Source organism: Streptomyces sp. HB132 (assembly GCF_016909575.1).
Lineage (GTDB): Bacteria > Actinomycetota > Actinomycetes > Streptomycetales > Streptomycetaceae > Streptomyces.
In genome coordinates this window covers 277166-295648 of record NZ_JAFBGA010000005.1, presented here as the reverse complement: position 1 = coordinate 295648, position 18483 = coordinate 277166, and the positions used below count along the sequence as shown (strand labels likewise).

The following is an 18483-nucleotide window of genomic DNA, read 5'->3' as shown; positions in this document are numbered from 1 at the left end:
CACCACCACGAACCACCGCCTCACACCAGCACTCCGCCGCCGGCCCTCCCATCGCACGCCCCGCGTCGGGGCCGGGCGGCGGAGTACCACCTGCCCGAAAGGAACGCCACGTGGCAGCCATCCGTCCGACCGAGGCCACCGCACCGTGGTGGCGCGACGCCGCCATCTACCAGATCTACGTACGCAGCTTCGCCGACGGCGACGGAGACGGCACCGGCGACCTCGCGGGAGTACGGGCCCGGCTGCCCTACCTCGTGGAACTGGGCGTCGACGCCCTCTGGTTCACGCCCTGGTACCTCTCCCCCCTGGCCGACGGCGGCTACGACGTCGCCGACTACCGGGTCATCGACCCCGCCTTCGGTCATCTCGCCGAGGCGGAGAAGCTCATCGCCGAGGCCCGCGAGCTGGGCATCCGCACCGTCATCGACATCGTCCCCAACCACGTCTCCGACCGGCACAGCTGGTTCCAGGCGGCGCTGGCCGCCGCCCCCGGCAGCCCCGAACGCGAGCTCTTCCACTTCCGGGAGGGACGCGGCACCCACGGGGAGATCCCGCCCAACGACTGGGTCTCCGAGTTCGGCGGGACCCCGTGGACCAGGATCGCCGACGGCCAGTGGTACCTGCACCTGTTCGCCCCCGGGCAGCCCGACCTCAACTGGGCGCACCCCGCGGTCCGCCAGGAGCACGAGGACGTCCTGCGCTTCTGGTTCGAGCGTGGCGTCGCCGGTGTACGGATCGACTCGGCGGCCCTGCTCGCCAAGGACCCCGGCCTGCCCGACTTCGTCAAGGGCACCGACCCCCACCCGTACGTCGACCGCGACGAACTCCACGACATCTACCGCTCGTGGCGTGCCATCGCCGACCGGTACGACGGCATCTTCGTCGGAGAGGTCTGGCTCCCCGACGCCGAGCGCTTCGCCCGCTATCTCCGGCCCGACGAGCTGCACACCGCTTTCAACTTCAACTTCCTGGCCTGTCCCTGGGACGCCGGGATGCTGCGCACGGCGATCGACGACACGCTCGCCGAGCACGCCCCGGTCGGAGCTCCCGCCACATGGGTGCTGTGCAACCACGACGTGACCCGCACGGTCACCCGCTACGGACGTGAGAGGACCGGCTTCGACTTCGCGGCCAAGGCCTTCGGCACGCCCACCGACCTGGAACTCGGCACGCGCAGGGCACGGGCGGCCGCCCTGATCTCCCTCGCGCTGCCCGGCGCCGTCTACCTCTACCAGGGCGAGGAACTCGGACTTCCGGAGGCCGACATCCCCCGCGAGCGGATCCAGGACCCCATGCACCTGCGCTCCGGCGGCATCGACCCCGGGCGGGACGGCTGCCGGGTGCCCCTGCCCTGGTCCGCCTCCGAGCCGTACGCGGGATTCGGGTCCACCGCGGAACCCTGGCTGCCGCAGCCCGCGGCATGGCCCTCGTACGCCGCGGCCGAGCAGGCCGCCGATCCGGGCTCCATGCTCACCCTGTACCGCGAGGCGCTGCGACTGCGCCGCGCCGAACCCGGCTTCGCCGCCACCCCGGGCGAGGCGGCCGGCGGCCGGCTGAACTGGCTGCCTTCGTCGACGGGCGTCCTCGCCTTCTCGCGGGCCCACGGCCTGATCTGCGTCGTCAACCTCTCGGGGGGCCCGGTCGTGCTGCCCGGCCATGACGAGGTTCTGCTGACCAGCGGCCCGCTGGACGTCGCCGGTCTGTTGCCGGACGACACCGCGGCCTGGCTGCGCAAGGAGCAATAGCGGGGGAGCGGAGGCTGCGGCAGAGTGGTCTTATGGATGATCTCAACGCTCTCGCCGACGAGCACCTGGCCGCAGCGCGGGCCGACGCGCACGGACGCAGCGCGCATCTGCTGCTGCGCCAGGTACCGCTGCGGCAGACGGTGATCGCGCTCACCGAGGGATCCGCCCTCGACGAGCACAACGCGCCGCCCGCCGCTTCGCTCCAGGTGCTGCGCGGAGCGGTACGGCTCACCGCGGGGTCCGGGGACGTGGACCTCAGGACGGGCGCCCTGCACCCCATTTCCCGGGGACGGCACGGGCTGCTCGCGCTGGAGGACGCGGTGGTGCTGCTCACCGCCGTCAACGACTGATCCGACCCGGGAGTACACCCGGGGGATCGAGGCATGAGAGAAAGGGGGTGAGCCGGGGACGTTCGCGCACGTGGGACGGCGTCCGGCCCATCCGCTCCGCTCTTCCTACGTCCCCCGGAGATTCCGCGTGCCCAGCAGGACCCACTCACCCCTCGCGGAACGGACCCCGCCCACGTGCGGGCGCGGCGAGACGAGGAAGCGATGGCGCACCGCTCTGCGCCGTACCCCCGTCTCCCTGTGGAACGACGACCTCTCGGACTGGGCGGCCGCCCTCACCTACTACGCCATCCTCGCGCTGCTCCCGGCGCTCCTGGTCACCGTGTCCGTCATCGGCCTGGCCAACCCCGGCGCGACCAACGCCCTGATCGCCGACATCACCGCCATCGCGCCGGCCGAGTCCGGCACGGCCCTGCGCCGGCCGCTGGAGGCGGCGACCCAGGAGCGCACCGCGGTCTGGCTGCTCGTCGCCACGGGAAGCGTGAGCGCCGTGTGGTCCGCCTCCAGCTATCTGGCGGTCTTCCGGCGGGCCATGCACGCCATGCACGATGCGAAGGACACCAGGCCCCCGCTGCGCCAGGCGCCCATCATCGTGGCCTCGGCCATCGGCCTCCTCGTCCTGCTGATGGCGAGCGCCTTCGCCCTGGTGCTCACCGGGCCGCTGGCGCGCTGGCTCGGACGCGTCGCCGGCCTGCCCCAGGCCGGTGAGACGCTCTGGGCCGGCCTCAAGTGGCCCGTGCTGCTCTGTCTGGTCGTCCTCCTCATCGTGGTCCTCTTCAGCACCGGCCCGCGCTCGGCGCGCGGCGTGCGCAAGGGGCTGCCGGGCGGTGTGCTCGCCGCGTTCCTGTGGCTGGTCGCCTCGGCCGGATTCGCGCTGTACGCCACGCACATCGGCACCTACAGCCGGCTGTACGGTTCACTGGCCGGCCTGGTCGTCTTCCTGATCTGGATCTGGTTCACCAACCTCGCGCTGCTGGCCGGCGCCCAGTTCAACGTCGAACTGGCACGCACGGAGGTCCGTCGGCAGGGCGAGATGACCTGAGGCCTCCGGGCCCCTTGTGGGAGCGCTCCCAACTGGGGACGATGGGGCGATGAACCGGACCGCAGCCGTGCGCCCCTATCGCCCCGCCGACCGGGAGGCCCTCGCCGACATCTGCGTCCGCACGGCCGACGGCGGCGGCGACAGCACGCATCTGTATCCCGATCCCGGGCTGATGCCCGCGCTGTTCGCCGAGCCCTACGCCCACCTCGAACCGGAGCTCGCCCTCGTCCTGGACGACGGCTCCGGCCGCGCGGTCGGCTACATCCTGGGAACCGCTGACACGCGGTCCTTCGTGGAGGCATTCCGCGCGATCTGGCTTCCCCGGGTGAGGGACCGCTTCCCCGAGCCCGAGGGGGAGCCAGGGACGCCCGCCGAGGAGATGACGGCTCTGCTCCACCGCCCCGAGCGCATGATCGTCCCGGAGCTGGCCGGGCACCCGGCACACCTGCACATCGACCTGCTGCCGCCGTGGCAGCGCAAGGGCCACGGCAGGGAACTGATGCGCGCCTTCCTGGGAGTCCTGCGCCTCAGGGGCGTCCCGGCCGTCCACCTGTCCATGCTGACGGGGAACGTCCAGGCCAGGGCCTTCTACGACCGGCTGGGGTTCCAGGTGATCGACGTGCCCGACCCCGGGCCGCTCACCTATCTGGGGCGATCCACCGAGGGTGTGGAGCCGACGGGCTGGGCAGGTAGTGGGGGGCGAGCCCGGGAGAGGGCCAGGGCCGCCGGTACGGAGGGGCGGGCGACATGACGGAGCAGAGCGCGTGGCGGTTCGCGGACGACCGGGGCCGGGTGGTGGTGGCGGACAGCCGACCGGCCCGGGTGCTCGCGTACGTCCAGGCGGGAGCGACGCTGTGGGACCACGGGATACGTCCGGAGGGGATCTTCGGCTCCGGCCACGACGGGGCGGAGCCCGACCGGGCGAAGACGGGCACGCTCCCGCTGGACGCCGTGGACTACCGGGGCGCGGGCGACGACCTGGACGTGGAGACGCTCTTACGCGGCGGGCCCGACCTGGTCGTCGCGGTCAGCTACGGCCACGGCCAGCTCTACGGGCTCGACCCGGACACCGCCGAGCACCTGGAGGAGCGCGTCCCGGTCGTCGTGATCGACGTGGGACAGGCGCGCACCCTCGACCGGGTCGCCGAGCGTTTCGCCGAGCTGGCGGTGTCGCTCGGCGGCGCACCGGACCCGGACGCCGCGAATGACCTGCGGGCCGCCCGGGAGCGGCTCCGTGCGGCCGCCGGTGCCACCCCCCGCGGTCTCGGGGTGGCGGCCCTCTCGCCCGCGAGCCAGGAACAGGCCTATGCCGCCCGCCCCCAGATGTGGCCGGAGCTGCGCGTCCTGGCCGAACTGGGCGTCGGCCTCGTGTCCCCGCCCGAAGGAGCCGGCGTCAACTGGGCCACCGTCGGCTGGGCGGAAGCGGCGGCTCTGCGACCCGGCATCGTCCTGACGGACATCCGGGCGAACGCGGTGCCGCTCGACGAGATCACCGCCCCCGCCTGGGAGGCCGCCCGGCGACGCGCCAGGATCGTGCCGTGGAACCCGGAACCCCTGTGCAGCCCGCAGGCCCGCGCGCGCTTCCTCGGGCTCGTGGCGGAGGCGCTGGAGGCGGCGGCGAACGACTGAGCGGGTTTTCCGTGCGGGTGACCCGGCCGCCGCAGCTCCGCCCCGGCCTCCGGGGGCCGTCGCCCCCGGGCCCCGGGTGAGGTGGGGCGCGAGATCCACTGCTCCGTACGGACGCCCCGGTTCGCGGCCGCCCCCGCAGTTCGGGACGCTGGCCCGAAGCGGGACGCGAGATGCCCGTAACCCCCAGGAGCAGACATGCAGCAGGACAAGCACCCGTCGTACCGTCCCGTGGTCTTCCGCGACCGCTCCGCCGGGTACGCCTTCCTGACCCGGTCCACCGCGTCGAGCGAGCAGACCATCGACTGGGACGACGGCAACAGCTACCCGGTCATCGATGTCGAGATCTCCGCCGAGAGCCATCCGTTCTTCACGGGCAGGGCGAGGGTGGTCGACACCGAGGGCCAGGTCGCGAAGTTCGAGCGGCGCTACGGTGACGAAGGGCATGGGGACGCCTGACACCCGGGCCCGGCGGGGCACCCGCACCAGGCAGAATCGGCGGCACCGCGTCCCGTCACGGCCGTCCCCCGCACGCCACCTCCAGGAGCCCCGCCCCCATGCCGGACAGCCCCGCCCTGCTGGTCATCGGCGAATGCGTCGCCGACATCGTCCGACTGCCGGGCGAGCCTGACCGGGTCCATCCCGGCGGCAGCCCCGCGAACGTCGCCTATGGCTTGGCCCGACTGGGGCGGGCCACCACCCTGGTCACCCAGTTGGGCCCGGACTCCGAAGGGCGGCTGATCGAGCGCCACCTGGCCTCTGCCGGTGTGCGGGTCCTGACGGACGGGAGCGGTGCACCCACTCCGGCCGCAACGCTCGACCTCGACGACGCGGGCCGCGCCGCCTACACCTTCGACATCACCTGGACGCTGAGACCACCGCAGCAGTCCCTGGAGCCGCCTCAGCATGTCCACACCGGGTCCGTCGCCACCGCCCTGGAGCCCGGTGCGGACACCGTCGTGGACCTCCTCCGGTCACTCGGGGCGGCGGCGACCGTCAGTTACGACCCCAACGTGAGGCCCGCGCTGATGGGGGACCACGCCGTCGCCGTACGCCGCGCGGAGCGCTGTGTCGCCCTCAGCGACATCGTCAAGGCCAGCGACGAGGACCTGCGCTGGCTGTACCCGGGCGAGGCCCCGGAGCGGGCCGCCGGGCGGTGGCTGCGCTCGGGGCCGGCGGTCGTCCTGGTCACCCGGGGTGCCGAGGGGGCACTGGCCCTCCTGCCGGGCGCGACACTGAGCATCGGCGGGCCGGGCGTCCGGGTCGCGGACACCGTGGGGGCCGGCGATGCCTTCATGTCGGGCACGCTGCACGCCCTGGCCTCGTACGGACTGCTCGGGGAGCGGGGCCGTGCGGGGCTGCGCTCCCTGGACACCGCCGTCCTGGGCGACGTGCTGCGCCACGCCGTGGCCTCGGCCGCCGTGACCGTCGAAAGGGCCGGCGCCCTGCCCCCGGACGAGGCGGAGCTGGCAGCCGCCCTGACCGACGCGCCGGTCCCCGAGGGGTAGCGCGGGGCAGGGTGTCCTCGCCCGCACCACGGTCGTTGATTTCGTTATGACCGTGACCCTTACCGACACCGTCCCACCGTCCACCACCGAACTGCTGACCGGCGTCCTCCTCGGTCCGGACCACCTCCGCGAACACGGGTTCTGGCAGCGGCTGATCAGCACAGAACCGTTCCGCCGCCCCGCCGGGGGAACGCCCGAAGAGCGGCTGGAACTCGCCTACGACCGGTTGCGGATCCTCAACCTCTCCCTCGACAGCGGAGCTCGCCTCGCCGCCGACCCGCGCGCGCTGGCCGCCCTGCACGCCTGGCTCGGCCCGGTCGACCCCGCCCTCACCACTGTGGCGGGCATCCACTACAACCTCTTCCTGGGCAGCCTCCTGGACCACGACTGCGTCGGCCGCCGTGACCTGTCGGACTACCTGACGATGCGGCGGATCGGCACCTTCCTCTGCACCGAGGTGGCGCACGGCAACAACGCGTCGGCCATGGAGACCACCGCGACGTACGACCGCGAACGGGACGGCTTCGTCCTGCACACCCCGAACGCGGGCGCGCAGAAGTTCATGCCCAACACCAGCCCGGCGGGCGGAGCGAAGTCCGGACTGGTGGCCGCACGCCTGGTGGCCGACGGATCGGACCACGGGGTGCGCCTCTTCCTGGTGCCGCTCACCGACGACAGGCAGGCGCTGCCGGGCATCCGGGTAAGGCGGCTGCCCGCGCGGATGGGCAGCCCCGTGGACCACTGCCTGACCTCCTTCGACCAACTCTTTCTTGGGCGGGACGCCCTGCTGGGCCCCGATGAGGAGGGCGACACCGCGGGGGAGTTCCGGACCGGCCCCGGAGACAGGAGGCGCCGCTTCCTGACCTCGATCGGACGGGTGGTCCCCGGCCGCATCTCCATGAGCGCCTGTGCCGCCGGATCGGCCCGGGCGACCCTGGCGGTCGCCGTGCGCTACGGAGGCCACCGGCTGATCTCCGGGACCCGGGGCGCGCCGCCCGTGCCGGTCAGCTCCCACCGGACCCATCACGGACCGCTCGCCTCGGCCATGGCGACCGTCTTCGCCATGAGCCTGCTGTACCGCAGGGCACAGGAGCGGTGGGAGGCCTGTACGGACGAGGAGGGCAGGGCGGAGGCGGTCAGGCTCGTCGATGTCGCCAAGGCGTGGATCACCTGGCGGGCCCGTGACGTCATCGTCGAGAGCCGGGAACGCTGCGGCGCGCAGGCGCTCCTGGAGAACAACGGCATGACCGAACTGGTCACGGGCGTCGAGGGCGCCATCACGGCGGAGGGCGACAACATCGCCCTCTACACCAAGGCGGCGGCCGACATGCTCTTCGCCGCCGAGCCCGGCCGCGAGAACCCGACGGACCGTGCGCCCCGCGCCGGTGACCTGAGCGACCCGCGCTTCCTCGCAGGGCTCCTCGCCTCGGTCCAGGACATCTGGTTCGCCAGGGCCAGGGCCCGCGTGCTGCGGGCCGCCGACGCCGACACCCTCGGCCGCTGGAACGCGGCCTCGGGCCCGGCCCTGCGGGGAGTGGAGGCCTACGCGCACCGGCAGGCCGCCGAGGCCTACGCCGAGGCCCGCGCGGCGCTGCCCGAGGGGGCCGCCAGAGACCGGCTGGGCGAGCTGGAGCGACTGTTCGCCGTCGAATGGGTGGCCCGCAACAGCGGCGATCTGCTGGCCGCCGGGCTGTTGAGTGCAGATCAGGTCGACGCTCTCACCGAGACGACCGAGGACCTGGTCGCGGCCGTCGCCGCGCACGCCCGCGAACTGGCCGACTCCTTCGCCCTGCCCGAGGAACTGCTCGCCGACTGGCCGATCGCCGGCCCCGGTTACGCGCACGCGTACGACGATCCCCAGGGCCCTTGGAACACCGGCCGGGAGGACGCCCGATGAGTGACGTACACAGGGGCCGGACCGTGTGCGGCCGTATCGGCGAGAGCTTGGAGGTGCTGGGTCTGCGCGCCGTCCTGCTGGCCTACTGGGGCACCACGTCCGTGCTCGCACGGCGGAGCGGGAAGCCGCAGACGGACTGCGGCGAATCGGTTCCCCCCAAGGGGTGAACGCCCGCCGGCACCCGCCCGGTACGGAGGGAGGACGCCCCCCCCGCCGTACCGGCGGCGGCCCCTAGGGAGCCGACACGCCGCGTGATAGCTTGCAGACGCCAGTCACACTCCACGTGGAGTCAGGGAATCCGGTGAGAATCCGGAGCTGACGCGCAGCGGTGAGGGGGACGGGCGGGGCCACGGCCACTGGAGCACCTACGGGTGCACCGGGAAGGCGCTCCGTCCGGACGAACCCGAGTCCGAAGACCTGCTGGCACCCGCTTCCGTACCGGGAGCGGGCCACCGTACCGGGCTTCGCGCAAGAGCCCAGAGACGCCGAGGGACTCCGTGCCGCCCATAGCCAGCACCGTACGCCGAACCGCCCTGCTCATCACGGGACTCGTCCTCCTGACCGCCTGCGGCGGAGGGGGGAGCGTGCCGGGCGGCGCCGCGGCGGACGATGCCGCGGACGGCTTCCCCGTGACGCTGGAGAACTGCGGCCGCACGGTCACCGTCGGCGCCGCCCCGCGTCACGCCGTCTCCCTCAACCAGGGATCGACGGAGATCCTGCTCTCCCTCGGCCTCGCCGGAAGGATGGCCGCCACCGCGACCTGGACGGACCCGGTGATGAAGGGCCTGGAGGAGGACGAGGCCACCGTGCCCCGCATCGCCGGGAACCAGCCCTCCTCCGAGAAGGTCCTCGCCGAGGAACCGGACTTCGTCAGCGCCTCGTTCGATTCGACCCTCGGCAAGGGCGGTGTGGCGACCCGCGACCAGTTCGAGGAACTGGGCGTCCCGACATACCTCTCACCCACCGACTGCGCGGGCAAGGACAACACCGGCAGCAGCGACGGCTCCCGCACCGAGCGTCTGACCATGGACGGCGTCTACGGCGAAGTACGCGACCTCGCAGCGGTGTTCGGAGTCCCCGAGCGCGGCGAGAAACTGGTCACGAGCCTCCGGGGCCGCATCGACAGGGCGACCGCGGACATCGACGCGTCCGACGCCACCCTCCTCTACTGGTTCGCCAATGCCGAGGCCCCCTACCTCGCCGGCTGCTGCGGCGCCCCCGGCATCATCACCGAGGAGCTGGGCGCGAAGAACGTCTTCGACGACACCCACGAGGAATGGCCCCAGATCAACTGGGAGACCGTCGCCGACCGCGACCCCTCCGTGCTCGTCATCGGTGATCTGACCCGCAGGTCGCAGACTGCCGAGAGCGCCGAGAAGAAGATCGAGTTCCTGGAGTCCAACCCCGCCACGAAGAACATGGACGCCGTCCGGAACAAGCGGTACGTCCTCCTCAGCGGCCAGGCCATGAATCCGACCATCCGGACCGTGGAGGGCGTGGAGCGCGTCGCGGAGGGGCTGCGCTCGTTCGGACTCGCGGGGTGACGAGGACCGACCACGCTCCGGACGTACGCGCTGAGCTGCCACCGTCCCCGGTCCGGTCGGGAGCCGGAGCCCGAGTCCTGCGCGACGGCCTCCTGTGGAGCTGCGGGGTCGCCCTGCTGCTCCTGTCCGTCGCGGTCGCCGTCACGATCGGACCCGCCCGCATCTCAGTCCCGGACGTCTGGTCGGCGGTGGCCTCGCACCTCGGGCTCGGCGAAGGGCGGCTGACCCCGATCCGGGACGGGATCATCTGGAACCTGCGCATGCCCCGCACCCTGCTCGCCGCGGTGTGCGGGGCCGGGCTCGCGGTGTGCGGCACCGTGATGCAGTCACTGCTGCGCAACCCGCTCGCCGACCCGTTCGTCCTCGGCGTCTCCTCGGGGGCGTCCACCGGCGCGGTCGTGGTCGTGGTCCTCGGTGTCGGCGGGGGAGCGGTCTCGATCTCGGGCGGTGCCTTCGTCGGCGCCCTGTGCTCCTTCGCCCTCGTCCTGCTGCTCAGCCACACGCTCGGCGGATCGACCGACCGGGTCGTGCTCTCCGGAGTCGCGGCCATGCAGCTCTTCTCCGCGCTCACCTCCTTCGTCGTGATGACCGCCGCCGACGCCGAGCAGACCCGGGGCGTGCTCTTCTGGCTGCTCGGCTCGCTGAGCGGGGTCGGCTGGAGCGACGTGTGGATGTGCTCCGCCGTGCTGGCCGTGACCCTGCTGATCTGCCTCGGCCATGCTCGTACCCTCGACGCCTTCGCCTTCGGCCAGGACGCCGCGGCGGCCCTCGGGGTGCACGTGGTCCGCACCCGGATCGTGCTGCTCTGCACCACCGCGCTGCTGACCGCGGCCCTCGTCAGCTCCGCGGGCGCCATCGGATTCGTCGGCCTCGTCCTTCCGCACGCCGCCCGGGCGCTGACGGGATCCGGGCACCGGAGGCTGCTGCCGGTGACCGCGCTCGCGGGAGCCGTGTTCCTGGTCTGGGTCGACACCCTGGCCAGGACCGCCCTCGACCCGCAGGAGGTGCCGGTCGGTGTGGTCACCTCCCTCATCGGGGTGCCCGCCTTCGTCCTGGTCCTCTACCGCACGCGGAGGAACCCATGAACAGGGACGAGCCCGGAACCGGCACGCCCGGTGACGGACTGCGGGCCGCGCGCGTCAGCAGGGAGGCCGGCGGGCGGATCGTCCTCGACGGAGTGAGCGTCGCGCCGCCGCCCGGCACCACCGTCGGGCTCCTGGGACCGAACGGATCCGGCAAGACCACGCTGCTGCGGGTGATGGCCGGCGTACTCGCCCCCGGCGCGGGCGTCGTCACCCTCGACGGCCGGACACTCGCCGAGACCGGCAGGCGCGGCGTCGCCCGGCGCGTGGCCGTCGTCGACCAGCACGCGGTCACCCAGGTCGACCTCAGCGTCCTCGACGTCGTACGCCTCGGCCGGATCCCGCACCGGCGGGCCTGGTCGGCGTCCGGCCCCGAGGACGAGGACGCCGTGCGCGAGGCGCTTGCGCGCACCGGACTCGCCGACCGGGCCGCGCAGTCCTGGCACACGCTCTCCGGCGGGGAGCGCCAGCGCGTCCAGATCGCCCGCGCACTCGCCCAGCAGCCACGCGAACTGCTGCTGGACGAACCCACCAACCACCTGGACATCCAGCACCAGTTGGACCTGCTGTCCCTGGTGGCCGCGCTGCCCGTCACCGCCGTTATCGCACTGCACGACCTCAATCTGGCCGCGATGTTCTGCGACCGCGTCACGGTCATGAAGGACGGCCGTGTGGTGGCCGGCGGAACGCCCTCGGAGGTGATCACCGAGGACCTCATCGCCGAGGTCTACCGGGTGCGCGCGGTGGTGACGCCGGAAGGACCGCAGGGGCGCCCTTCGGTGCGGTTCATGCCGGGTGGAGCCGCCCACGGGCGGTGGAGGAACGACGAGAGGGCGGGCCCGTGAGATGCCCGGGACCGCCCCTCGCTTCTGTCGCGCGGCCTTTCGCCGCTGTGGGAGGGGTCAGCGGCGACGTCCCTGGCCGAATTCGCCACCCGTGTCCTTGCCGCTGCCCGTGTCCTTGCCGTCCGCGTAGTCGATCTTCTCCTTGCGGACCTCGGCGGAGACTTCCTTCTGTTCGGTGACCTTGCTGGTTTCGAGACGGACCCGCTCCACAGGGACCGCCTCCTTGCGGACGGTGGCCCGTTCGGCGTGCAGGGTGACTTCGACGTCCTGTTCGCCGAGGTCGGTCGTGCCCTTCGCACCCATGCCCTTGTCGCCCGGCTTCATGGGCTCGCGCACCACGCGTACCTCCTCGTGGGACACCGGCACCGTCCGCGTGACGTTCTCGGTCACGACGTACTTGTGCAGGCGGGCCGTTCCGCTCTCGTACTCCTCCGTGCCGACCTGGAGCTGCTCCTCGGACCGGACCATCTCCTCACGGCCGCCGGCACCCGCGGCGGACCGCTCGGCTCCGGCTCCGGCGAGCGGTCGGGACGTGGAGGAGGCGTCCATGTCGCGGTGCCTGCCCGCGCCGGCACCGGTGGTGCCCATGCCGGCCGCGGAGCCGGTGGTGCCGGCCGTGGTGCCGGTCGCCCTGGTCTTGTCGGCCGAAGTGGTACCGGCCGCGCCGGCGGCACCGGCCGCGCCCGCAGCACCCATGGCTGCCGTGCCCGTCCCGGACGTGGTGCGCGCGTCACCGCCCGCTCCGCCGCCCTTCCTGGTCATGCCGTAGTGCCGGTAGAGCTCCTCCTCCTCCGACACGGAGAGGTGCGCGTCCGCGTCCACCCGAGGGGCCTCCTTGACGCGGTCCTTCGGATGAGAGATGTGCAGGTCCGAGCCCACGCGGCGGGCCCCTGCCAGCGGAACGAAACTCTCCTTCATGCCGAACAGGCCGGTCTTGCAGGTGATCCAGTCGGGCTTGCCGGTGTCGTCGTCGACGTACACCCGTCCCACAGTGCCGACCTTCTCGCCGTCGCTGTCGTAGACGGTCAGACCGTCGAGTTCTCCGGAATCCGTGAAACCGTCAGCGGCTCCCATGGCCGATTCCTCCTCGCCCGGGCGCGTCCTGTGGGTGGATCCACCAGGGGTGGCGCGTCCGGTCTCCATCGCGCCTCAGCCGGTTGGACGCTGCAACTTCCCGGCCCGGGCGCCGAGCGGCCCAGAAGACCTGGGCGGGGCGGTGGCCCCGTTTCACGCCCCTGTCGGTCCGCCACACGCGTTACGCCATTCGGGTGAGCACCCGCGCGGGTGCGCCGGACGTGCGGAGCTGGCCCGCCCGTATGATCGACCCGCCGCTGCCGACCGCCGGCAGGCTTGTCAGGGGGTGCGCCATCGGATCCGTGGGCATCCGCCCGCCCCGGCAGTACGGCGAACTGCTGGACCGGCGCGAGGACGGTCTCGGGCTGCACCACCTGGTCTGGCGGCTCGGACCGGGCTGGCGCGTGTGCAGCAGCGCGGTGCTCGGCGGCGGGCTCGGCCCGCGCGCCTGGATCCTGAATGCCCAGGTACCCGGCGGCTATCCCCGTCTCGACCCCGACCGGCACCTCGCCGAGATCGCGGCCGCCGAGGCGCTCGACGGCCCCGGAGCCGGACTGATGACCGCTGCCGACGTCACCGCGTACACCGTCGCCGACGACGGCGGTGCGACCGCGACGGTGACCAGCGGCCTCGGCGTACGGGGATGGGCCGCAGCCCCGCCCGAAGGCACCGACGGTCCGCTGCCACCCGGCACCGTCAACATCGTCGTCACGCTCCCCGTGGCCCTCTCCGACGCAGCCCTGGTCAACGCGGTGGCCACCGCCACCGAGGCGAAGGTCCAGGCGCTCGTGGACGCGGGACTCGACTGCTCCGGGACGCCCACGGACGCGGTGTGCGTGGCCGCGCCCGACCCGGGAGGGCAGCCGGGAGAACCGTTCGCCGGACCGCGTTCGCGCTGGGGCGCGCGACTCGCCAGAGCCGTGCACCGCGCCGTTCTGGAGAGCGCGCTGAGGGAGTCTTGAAACCACAGGTCACGAGACCGCCCCGTACCGACGAAGGGAACCACCCATGACGACCGCCTCCGCCGCCCCGGGCACACCGACCGTCGCGGTCCTCGGCACCGGGATCATGGGATCGGGGATGGCCCGCAGCCTGCTCAGGGACCGGCTTCCCGTCAGGGTCTGGAACCGCACGCGGTCGAGGGCCGAGCCGCTGGCCGCCCAGGGCGCCACCGTGACGAACACGGCCGAGGAAGCGGTGCGCGGAGCCGACGTGGTCCTCACCGCCCTGAACGACGGCCGGTCCGTGGCGGAGACCCTGACCGCCGCGGCGCCCGGCCTGCGCCCCGGGCAGGTCTGGCTGCAGAGCTCCACCGTCGGCCTCGACGCCACGGCGGACCTCGTCCACCGCGCCGCCGGACTGGGGCTGGTCTACCTCGACGCCCCGGTCTCCGGCACGAAGCAGCCCGCGGAGCAGGGCGCACTCACGGTGTTCGTGTCCGGACCCACCGCCGCCCGCACGACCGCGCTGCCCGTCCTGGACGCCATCGGGCAGCGCACCGTATGGATCGGCGAGGAACCGGGAGCCGCCACCCGGCTCAAGCTCGTCGCCAACACCTGGGTGATCAACATGGTCAACAGCGTGGCGGAATGCCTCAATCTCGCCGAGGGACTCGGGCTCGACCCACAGCTCTTCCTCGACGCGATGAAGGGCGGTCCGCTGGACACCCCGTACCTCCAGGGCAAGTCCGCCGCGGTGCTCTCCGGCGACCTCAGCCCGAGCTTCGCGCTCTCCACCGCGCTCAAGGACTCCCGGCTGATCCTCGACGCGGCCGAGGCGTCCGGGGTGACGCTCGACCTGGTCGCCGCCTCCGCCGAGCGGTTCACCCGGGCGGAGGCGGCCGGACACGGCGGTCAGGACATGATCGCGACGTACTTCGCCGGCCGCCCCGCGTAGCCGCTCATACGACGGTCACCGGATGCCGCACCACCGCGTCGAAGAGGTACCCCTGCGTGTTGTGCTCGGTCGTCGCCGGCTGGGTGCGTCCTGAGCGGTCCGTCGCCCGCGCGAGCAGCACGCCCGGCCCCGCCCCCTCCGGAACCCAGTCGGCGCTCCAGCGGACCCAGCTCCCCGGCCGGGGCTCGTCGCGCAGCCGCGCGGGACGCCACCGGCCACCGCCGTCGGTGCTCACCTCGACCGAGCGCACCGGTGCACCGCCCGACCACGACCTGCCGGTGAGCACATGCCTGCGACGGGCGGTGAACGAGGCCCCCGGCGCGAGCTCGAACGCGCTCTTCAGCGTCTGGCGGGTCAGCGGCGCGCTGCCCTCCGGCGGGTACCCGGGACCGAAGAGCCGGTACAGACCCGTGTTCCACGGGCTCAGCAGCGGCTCCGCGCTCACCTCGATGTCGCCCACCCACTTGATGTTCGCGATGCCCACCCAGGAGGGCACGATCAGCCGGACCGGCGCACCGTGATCCGGAGGCAACGGCTCACCGTTCATCTCGTACGCGAGCAGCACGTCGTCCAGGGCCTTCGCCACCGGCAGGGGCCGGCGTACCCGGCCGAGGTTCGTCCCCTCGCTGACGACGACCGCGTCCAGGCCGCGCGGCAGCACATCGACCGCGTTCCGGCCGATCCCCGCCAGGCGCAGGACCTCGGCCAGCCGTACCCCGCGCCAGCGAGCCGTACCGATCGCACCGAGGGTCCACGCCGTTCCGCCGACCTGCTGGCCCTGCTGGGAGGTGAAGAAGCTCCGGCCGTTGCCCGCGCACTCGACGAAAGCGGTGCGGGTGACGGACGGCAGGGCGCGCAGAGCCCCGTACGAGAAGTCCACGGGAGCCCCGGACAGCCCGCTGCCCCAGACCGTCAGCTCCCAGTCCGCCGCGTCGACGGCCGGTGTGGCGGTGTGGTTGCGGACGAAGAACCGGTCGGCGGGAGTGAGCAGCCCCGTGTCCCGCAGCGCCGCGAAGTTCGTCTCGGCGTTGGTGCCGCGCACCGTGAACAGCTCCGGGGGCAGGGGCTTCACCACCCCGCGAGCGACTGCGCCGCACCCGCGGGGGCCGCGGCGGCCGGAATCAGCGGGGCCGCGACCGAGGCGGCGGCGACCAGCTTCAGCAGATCACGGCGGTCGATGCCCGCCGACCTCGCGCGACCGGCTGTCCACTGACGCAGCCGCCGCCGGTCGTACGCGGCTTCGGACAGGGGCACGGAACTCATGGGGACTCCAGGGGGGCAGAGGTCTGCGGTCGGGGCCGGGCGCGATCCGGATCAGCGGGCCGCAGGCAGCAGCTCCCTGACGAGAGCTCCCACCTGTTCGGTCTCGATGAGGAACCCGTCGTGTCCGTAAGGGGATTCGATGATCCGGACATGGTCGGCGCCGGGCAGCAGGGCGGCCGGCTCCGCCTGCTGTGCCGGCGGGTAGAGCCGGTCGGAATCGATGCCGGCGATCAGGGCCGGCATGTCCGCGCGGCGCAGCGCCCGCGCCGCACCACCACGTCCCCGGCCCACGTCGTGGGCGTTCATCGCCTCGGTGAGCACCACATAACTGCCCGCGTCGAAGCGGCGCACCAGCTTGTCCGCGTGATGGTCGAGATACGACTCCACCTCGTACCGCCCGCCCAGCGAGGGCAGTTCACCTGGCTGCGCCCGCCCGCCGAACCGCGATCCCAGCTCCGCCTCGCTGCGATACGTGACATGGGCGATCCGCCGGGCCAGTCCGAGTCCCCGGTGCGGGCCGGAGCCGGCCGGTGCGTCGTGGTAGCCGCCGCCCCGCCAGCCGGGGTCGCTCCGGATCGCGGCGATCTGCGTGCTGCCCCAGGCGATCTGTTCGGCCGAGGACGCGGCGGGAGCGGCGAGCATCAGCAGCGACCCCGTACGCCCGGGGTGGCTCACCGCCCACTCGAGCGCCCGCATGCCGCCCATCGAACCGCCGATCACCGAGGCCCACCGGCCGATCCCCAGCGCATCGGCCAGCAGTGCCTCCGCCGCCACCTGGTCACGGACCGTGAGGTACGGGAAGGAGGAGCCCCAGGGGACCCCGTCGGGCCGCCGGGAGGACGGGCCGGTGCTGCCCTGGCAGCCGCCCAGCACGTTGGGGGCGACGACGAACCAGCGGTCGGTGTCCAGCGCCCGCCCCGGACCGATCAGCGCGTCCCACCAGCCGGCCGACGGATGCCCCGGCCCGGCGGGTCCCGCCGCGTGGCTGTCACCGGTGAGCGCGTGCAGGACCAGAACCGCGTTGGTGCCGTCCGGCGCGAGCCGGCCCCAGGTCTCGTACGCCAGCCGTACGTCCGGCAGCTTCCCGCCGTACTCGAGCCCGAGCGCGCCGTCGAGCACCGCCCACGCACGGCCGCCGGGCGGATCACCCTCCCGCCGACCTCCGGTGGCCGGCGGGAGGGGCGCGGCGACCCGGTTCAGGACGCGGCCTTCGCGGCCCGGAAACCGGCTTCCAGATCCGCCTTGAGGTCGTCCACGTTCTCCAGGCCCACGGAGAGCCGCACCAGCCCCGCGGTGGCCCCGGTCGCTGCCAGCTGCTCCTCGGTCAGCTGGCTGTGGGTCGTGGACGCCGGGTGGATGATCAGGCTCCGCACGTCCCCGATGTTGGCCAGGTGGCTGAACAGTTCCACCGCGTCCACGAACCGCTTGCCGGCCTCCACCCCGTCCCGGAGCTCGAAGGCGAGCACGGCGCCCGCGCCGCGCGGCAGATAGCGCTGCCCCGCCTCGTACCAAGGGCTCGACCCGAGGCCCGCGTAGTGCACCGCCGACACCTCGTCGCGGCTCTCCAGCCAGCGGGCGAGCGTCAGCGCGTTGGACGTGTGCCGCTCCAGACGCAGGCTGAGCGTCTCCACGCCCTGGAGGAGCAGGAAGGCCGAGTGGGGAGACAGCGCCGGCCCGAGGTCGCGCAGGAGCTGGACCCGCAGCTTCACCGCGAAGGCGCCGTGCCCGAGGTCCGGCCAGTACCGCAGGCCGTGGTAACTGGGGTCGGGGGAGTGGAAGTCCGCGAATCGCTCCGCGTGCGCGCCGAAGTCGAAGGTGCCGCCGTCCACGACGACACCGCCGATCGTGGTGCCGTGACCGCCGAGGAACTTCGTCGCGGAGTGGATCACGATGTCCGCCCCGTGCTCCAGCGGCCTCAGGAGGTAGGGCGTGGGCACGGTGTTGTCGACGACGAGCGGGACACCGGCCGCGTGCGCCACGTCCGCGACGCCACGGATGTCCAGGACGTCGCCACGCGGATTGCCGAGCGTCTCCGCGAACAGGGCCTTGGTGCCCGGCCTGACGGCGGCCCGCCAGGCCTCGATGTCATCGGGGTCCTCCACGAACGAGACCTCGATACCGAACCGGGGCAGCGTGTGGCGGAACAGGTTGTACGTTCCGCCGTAGAGGGAGGCGGAGGAGACGATGTGGTCCCCGGCGCCCGCCAGCGTCAGAAGGGCGAGTGTCTCGGCTGCCTGGCCGGAGGCGAGGGCGACGGCTGCGACTCCGCCCTCGAGCGCGGCGATCCGCTGTTCCAGGACGTCCTGCGTCGGGTTGTGGATCCGGGTGTAGATGTTGCCGGGCTCGGCCAGCGAGAAGAGGCCGGCGGCGTGATCCGTGTCCTTGAAGACGAAGGACGTCGACTGGTAGATCGGCACGGCTCGGGCGCCCGTCGTCGGGTCGGGCACCGCGCCGGAGTGGATCTGCTTCGTCTCGAAGGACCAGGCGGCCCCGGCGTCCTGACGGTCCTCGTCCTGCGGGGCGTGCCCCGCGGTGACGGCGTCGACGGGCTGGCTCATGTCATACCTCGCACGGTCGTTCGGAGGATGTCCGCCCCGCACGGTGGCGACGTGGC

Annotated in this window: 17 protein-coding genes, 1 pseudogene and 1 riboswitch; of the genes and pseudogenes, 14 read left to right on the top strand and 4 right to left on the bottom strand. The window is 73.0% G+C overall.

Going from position 1 to position 18483, the window contains the following annotated elements; translation table 11 throughout:
* The first annotated feature begins 110 nt into the window (after positions 1 to 110).
* The 12 genes from JOC24_RS14685 (at position 111) to JOC24_RS14630 (ending at position 11636) form a co-directional block, all read left to right on the top strand.
* Positions 111 to 1745, top strand: a complete 1635-nt coding sequence (locus JOC24_RS14685; protein WP_205020690.1) for a glycoside hydrolase family 13 protein — start codon at positions 111 to 113, stop codon at positions 1743 to 1745.
* 32 nt (positions 1746 to 1777) lie between these two features.
* Positions 1778 to 2095: a cupin domain-containing protein gene (locus JOC24_RS14680; RefSeq protein WP_205020689.1), complete on the top strand. Its 318-nt coding sequence runs from the start codon at positions 1778 to 1780 to the stop codon at positions 2093 to 2095.
* A 127-nt stretch (positions 2096 to 2222) separates the two neighbouring features.
* Positions 2223 to 3134, top strand: a complete 912-nt coding sequence (locus JOC24_RS14675) for a YihY/virulence factor BrkB family protein (protein ID WP_205020688.1) — start codon at positions 2223 to 2225, stop codon at positions 3132 to 3134.
* Between the two features lie 49 nt (positions 3135 to 3183).
* Positions 3184 to 3885 (top strand): GNAT family N-acetyltransferase, encoded by a 702-nt coding sequence (locus JOC24_RS14670; RefSeq protein ID WP_205020687.1) that lies wholly within the window; start codon positions 3184 to 3186, stop codon positions 3883 to 3885.
* Positions 3882 to 4763, top strand: a complete 882-nt coding sequence (locus tag JOC24_RS14665; protein WP_205020686.1) for a TroA family protein — start codon at positions 3882 to 3884, stop codon at positions 4761 to 4763. The genes JOC24_RS14670 and JOC24_RS14665 overlap by 4 nt, the downstream gene beginning before the upstream one ends.
* Positions 4764 to 4958: 195 nt before the next feature.
* A complete protein-coding gene (locus JOC24_RS14660; RefSeq protein ID WP_205020685.1) occupies positions 4959 to 5219 on the top strand; it encodes a type B 50S ribosomal protein L31 in 261 nt (86 codons plus the stop codon).
* A 98-nt stretch (positions 5220 to 5317) separates the two neighbouring features.
* Positions 5318 to 6268: a carbohydrate kinase family protein gene (locus tag JOC24_RS14655; RefSeq protein WP_205020684.1), complete on the top strand. Its 951-nt coding sequence runs from the start codon at positions 5318 to 5320 to the stop codon at positions 6266 to 6268.
* 46 nt (positions 6269 to 6314) lie between these two features.
* Positions 6315 to 8165, top strand: coding sequence for an acyl-CoA dehydrogenase family protein (locus tag JOC24_RS14650; RefSeq protein WP_205020683.1), 1851 nt, complete (start codon positions 6315 to 6317; stop codon positions 8163 to 8165).
* Positions 8162 to 8332 (top strand): hypothetical protein, encoded by a 171-nt coding sequence (locus tag JOC24_RS34010; RefSeq protein WP_205020682.1) that lies wholly within the window; start codon positions 8162 to 8164, stop codon positions 8330 to 8332. Before JOC24_RS14650 ends, JOC24_RS34010 begins: the two co-directional genes overlap by 4 nt.
* Positions 8333 to 8417: 85 nt before the next feature.
* A riboswitch (cobalamin riboswitch) is annotated at positions 8418 to 8605 on the top strand.
* Between the two features lie 57 nt (positions 8606 to 8662).
* Positions 8663 to 9709, top strand: a complete 1047-nt coding sequence (locus JOC24_RS14640; protein ID WP_205020681.1) for an ABC transporter substrate-binding protein — start codon at positions 8663 to 8665, stop codon at positions 9707 to 9709.
* A 35-nt stretch (positions 9710 to 9744) separates the two neighbouring features.
* On the top strand, positions 9745 to 10794 hold the full coding sequence (locus JOC24_RS14635) for a FecCD family ABC transporter permease (protein WP_239580492.1): 1050 nt from the start codon (positions 9745 to 9747) through the stop codon (positions 10792 to 10794).
* Positions 10791 to 11636, top strand: a complete 846-nt coding sequence (locus JOC24_RS14630; protein WP_205020680.1) for an ABC transporter ATP-binding protein — start codon at positions 10791 to 10793, stop codon at positions 11634 to 11636. Before JOC24_RS14635 ends, JOC24_RS14630 begins: the two co-directional genes overlap by 4 nt.
* A gap of 57 nt (positions 11637 to 11693) precedes the next feature.
* Here the strand turns inward: JOC24_RS14630 and JOC24_RS14625 are convergent, their stop codons facing one another.
* Positions 11694 to 12710 carry a PRC and DUF2382 domain-containing protein gene (locus JOC24_RS14625; RefSeq protein ID WP_205020679.1) on the bottom strand — a complete coding sequence of 339 codons (1017 nt, stop codon included), beginning with the start codon at positions 12708 to 12710 and terminating at the stop codon, positions 11694 to 11696.
* 242 nt (positions 12711 to 12952) lie between these two features.
* Here JOC24_RS14625 and JOC24_RS14620 point away from each other — a divergent pair, with 242 nt between their 5' ends.
* Positions 12953 to 13672 carry an adenosylcobinamide amidohydrolase gene (locus JOC24_RS14620; protein WP_205020859.1) on the top strand — a complete coding sequence of 240 codons (720 nt, stop codon included), beginning with the start codon at positions 12953 to 12955 and terminating at the stop codon, positions 13670 to 13672.
* Positions 13673 to 13718: 46 nt separating this feature from the next.
* Positions 13719 to 14606: an NAD(P)-dependent oxidoreductase gene (locus tag JOC24_RS14615; protein ID WP_205020678.1), complete on the top strand. Its 888-nt coding sequence runs from the start codon at positions 13719 to 13721 to the stop codon at positions 14604 to 14606.
* A 4-nt stretch (positions 14607 to 14610) separates the two neighbouring features.
* On the opposite strand, the pseudogene JOC24_RS14610 reads toward JOC24_RS14615, so the two are convergent.
* From JOC24_RS14610 to JOC24_RS14600, 3 genes and pseudogenes are all read right to left on the bottom strand, one after another.
* Positions 14611 to 15869: pseudogene (locus JOC24_RS14610) on the bottom strand (sulfite oxidase).
* Positions 15870 to 15920: 51 nt separating this feature from the next.
* Entirely contained in the window at positions 15921 to 17069 is a 1149-nt protein-coding gene (locus JOC24_RS14605; protein ID WP_205020858.1) for a homoserine O-acetyltransferase MetX, read from the bottom strand.
* The gene (locus tag JOC24_RS14600) at positions 17066 to 18427 is read right to left on the bottom strand and encodes a bifunctional o-acetylhomoserine/o-acetylserine sulfhydrylase (RefSeq protein ID WP_205020677.1); all 1362 of its coding nucleotides are present in this window, start codon (positions 18425 to 18427) and stop codon (positions 17066 to 17068) included. The genes JOC24_RS14605 and JOC24_RS14600 overlap by 4 nt, the downstream gene beginning before the upstream one ends.
* Between the last annotated feature and the right edge of the window lie 56 nt (positions 18428 to 18483).

Excerpts from the sequence above, each read along its gene's own strand:
- JOC24_RS14680 (WP_205020689.1), top strand. The coding sequence starts at position 1,778 with ATGGATGATCTCAACGCTCTCGCCGACGAGCACCTGGCCGCAGCGCGG.
- JOC24_RS14670 (WP_205020687.1), top strand. The coding sequence starts at position 3,184 with ATGAACCGGACCGCAGCCGTGCGCCCCTATCGCCCCGCCGACCGGGAG.
- JOC24_RS14665 (WP_205020686.1), top strand. The coding sequence starts at position 3,882 with ATGACGGAGCAGAGCGCGTGGCGGTTCGCGGACGACCGGGGCCGGGTG.
- JOC24_RS14660 (WP_205020685.1), top strand. The coding sequence starts at position 4,959 with ATGCAGCAGGACAAGCACCCGTCGTACCGTCCCGTGGTCTTCCGCGAC.
- JOC24_RS14655 (WP_205020684.1), top strand. The coding sequence starts at position 5,318 with ATGCCGGACAGCCCCGCCCTGCTGGTCATCGGCGAATGCGTCGCCGAC.
- JOC24_RS14650 (WP_205020683.1), top strand. The coding sequence starts at position 6,315 with ATGACCGTGACCCTTACCGACACCGTCCCACCGTCCACCACCGAACTG.
- JOC24_RS34010 (WP_205020682.1), top strand. The coding sequence starts at position 8,162 with ATGAGTGACGTACACAGGGGCCGGACCGTGTGCGGCCGTATCGGCGAG.
- JOC24_RS14630 (WP_205020680.1), top strand. The coding sequence starts at position 10,791 with ATGAACAGGGACGAGCCCGGAACCGGCACGCCCGGTGACGGACTGCGG.
- JOC24_RS14625 (WP_205020679.1), bottom strand. The coding sequence starts at position 12,710 with ATGGGAGCCGCTGACGGTTTCACGGATTCCGGAGAACTCGACGGTCTG.
- JOC24_RS14620 (WP_205020859.1), top strand. The coding sequence starts at position 12,953 with ATGATCGACCCGCCGCTGCCGACCGCCGGCAGGCTTGTCAGGGGGTGC.
- JOC24_RS14615 (WP_205020678.1), top strand. The coding sequence starts at position 13,719 with ATGACGACCGCCTCCGCCGCCCCGGGCACACCGACCGTCGCGGTCCTC.
- JOC24_RS14600 (WP_205020677.1), bottom strand. The coding sequence starts at position 18,427 with ATGAGCCAGCCCGTCGACGCCGTCACCGCGGGGCACGCCCCGCAGGAC.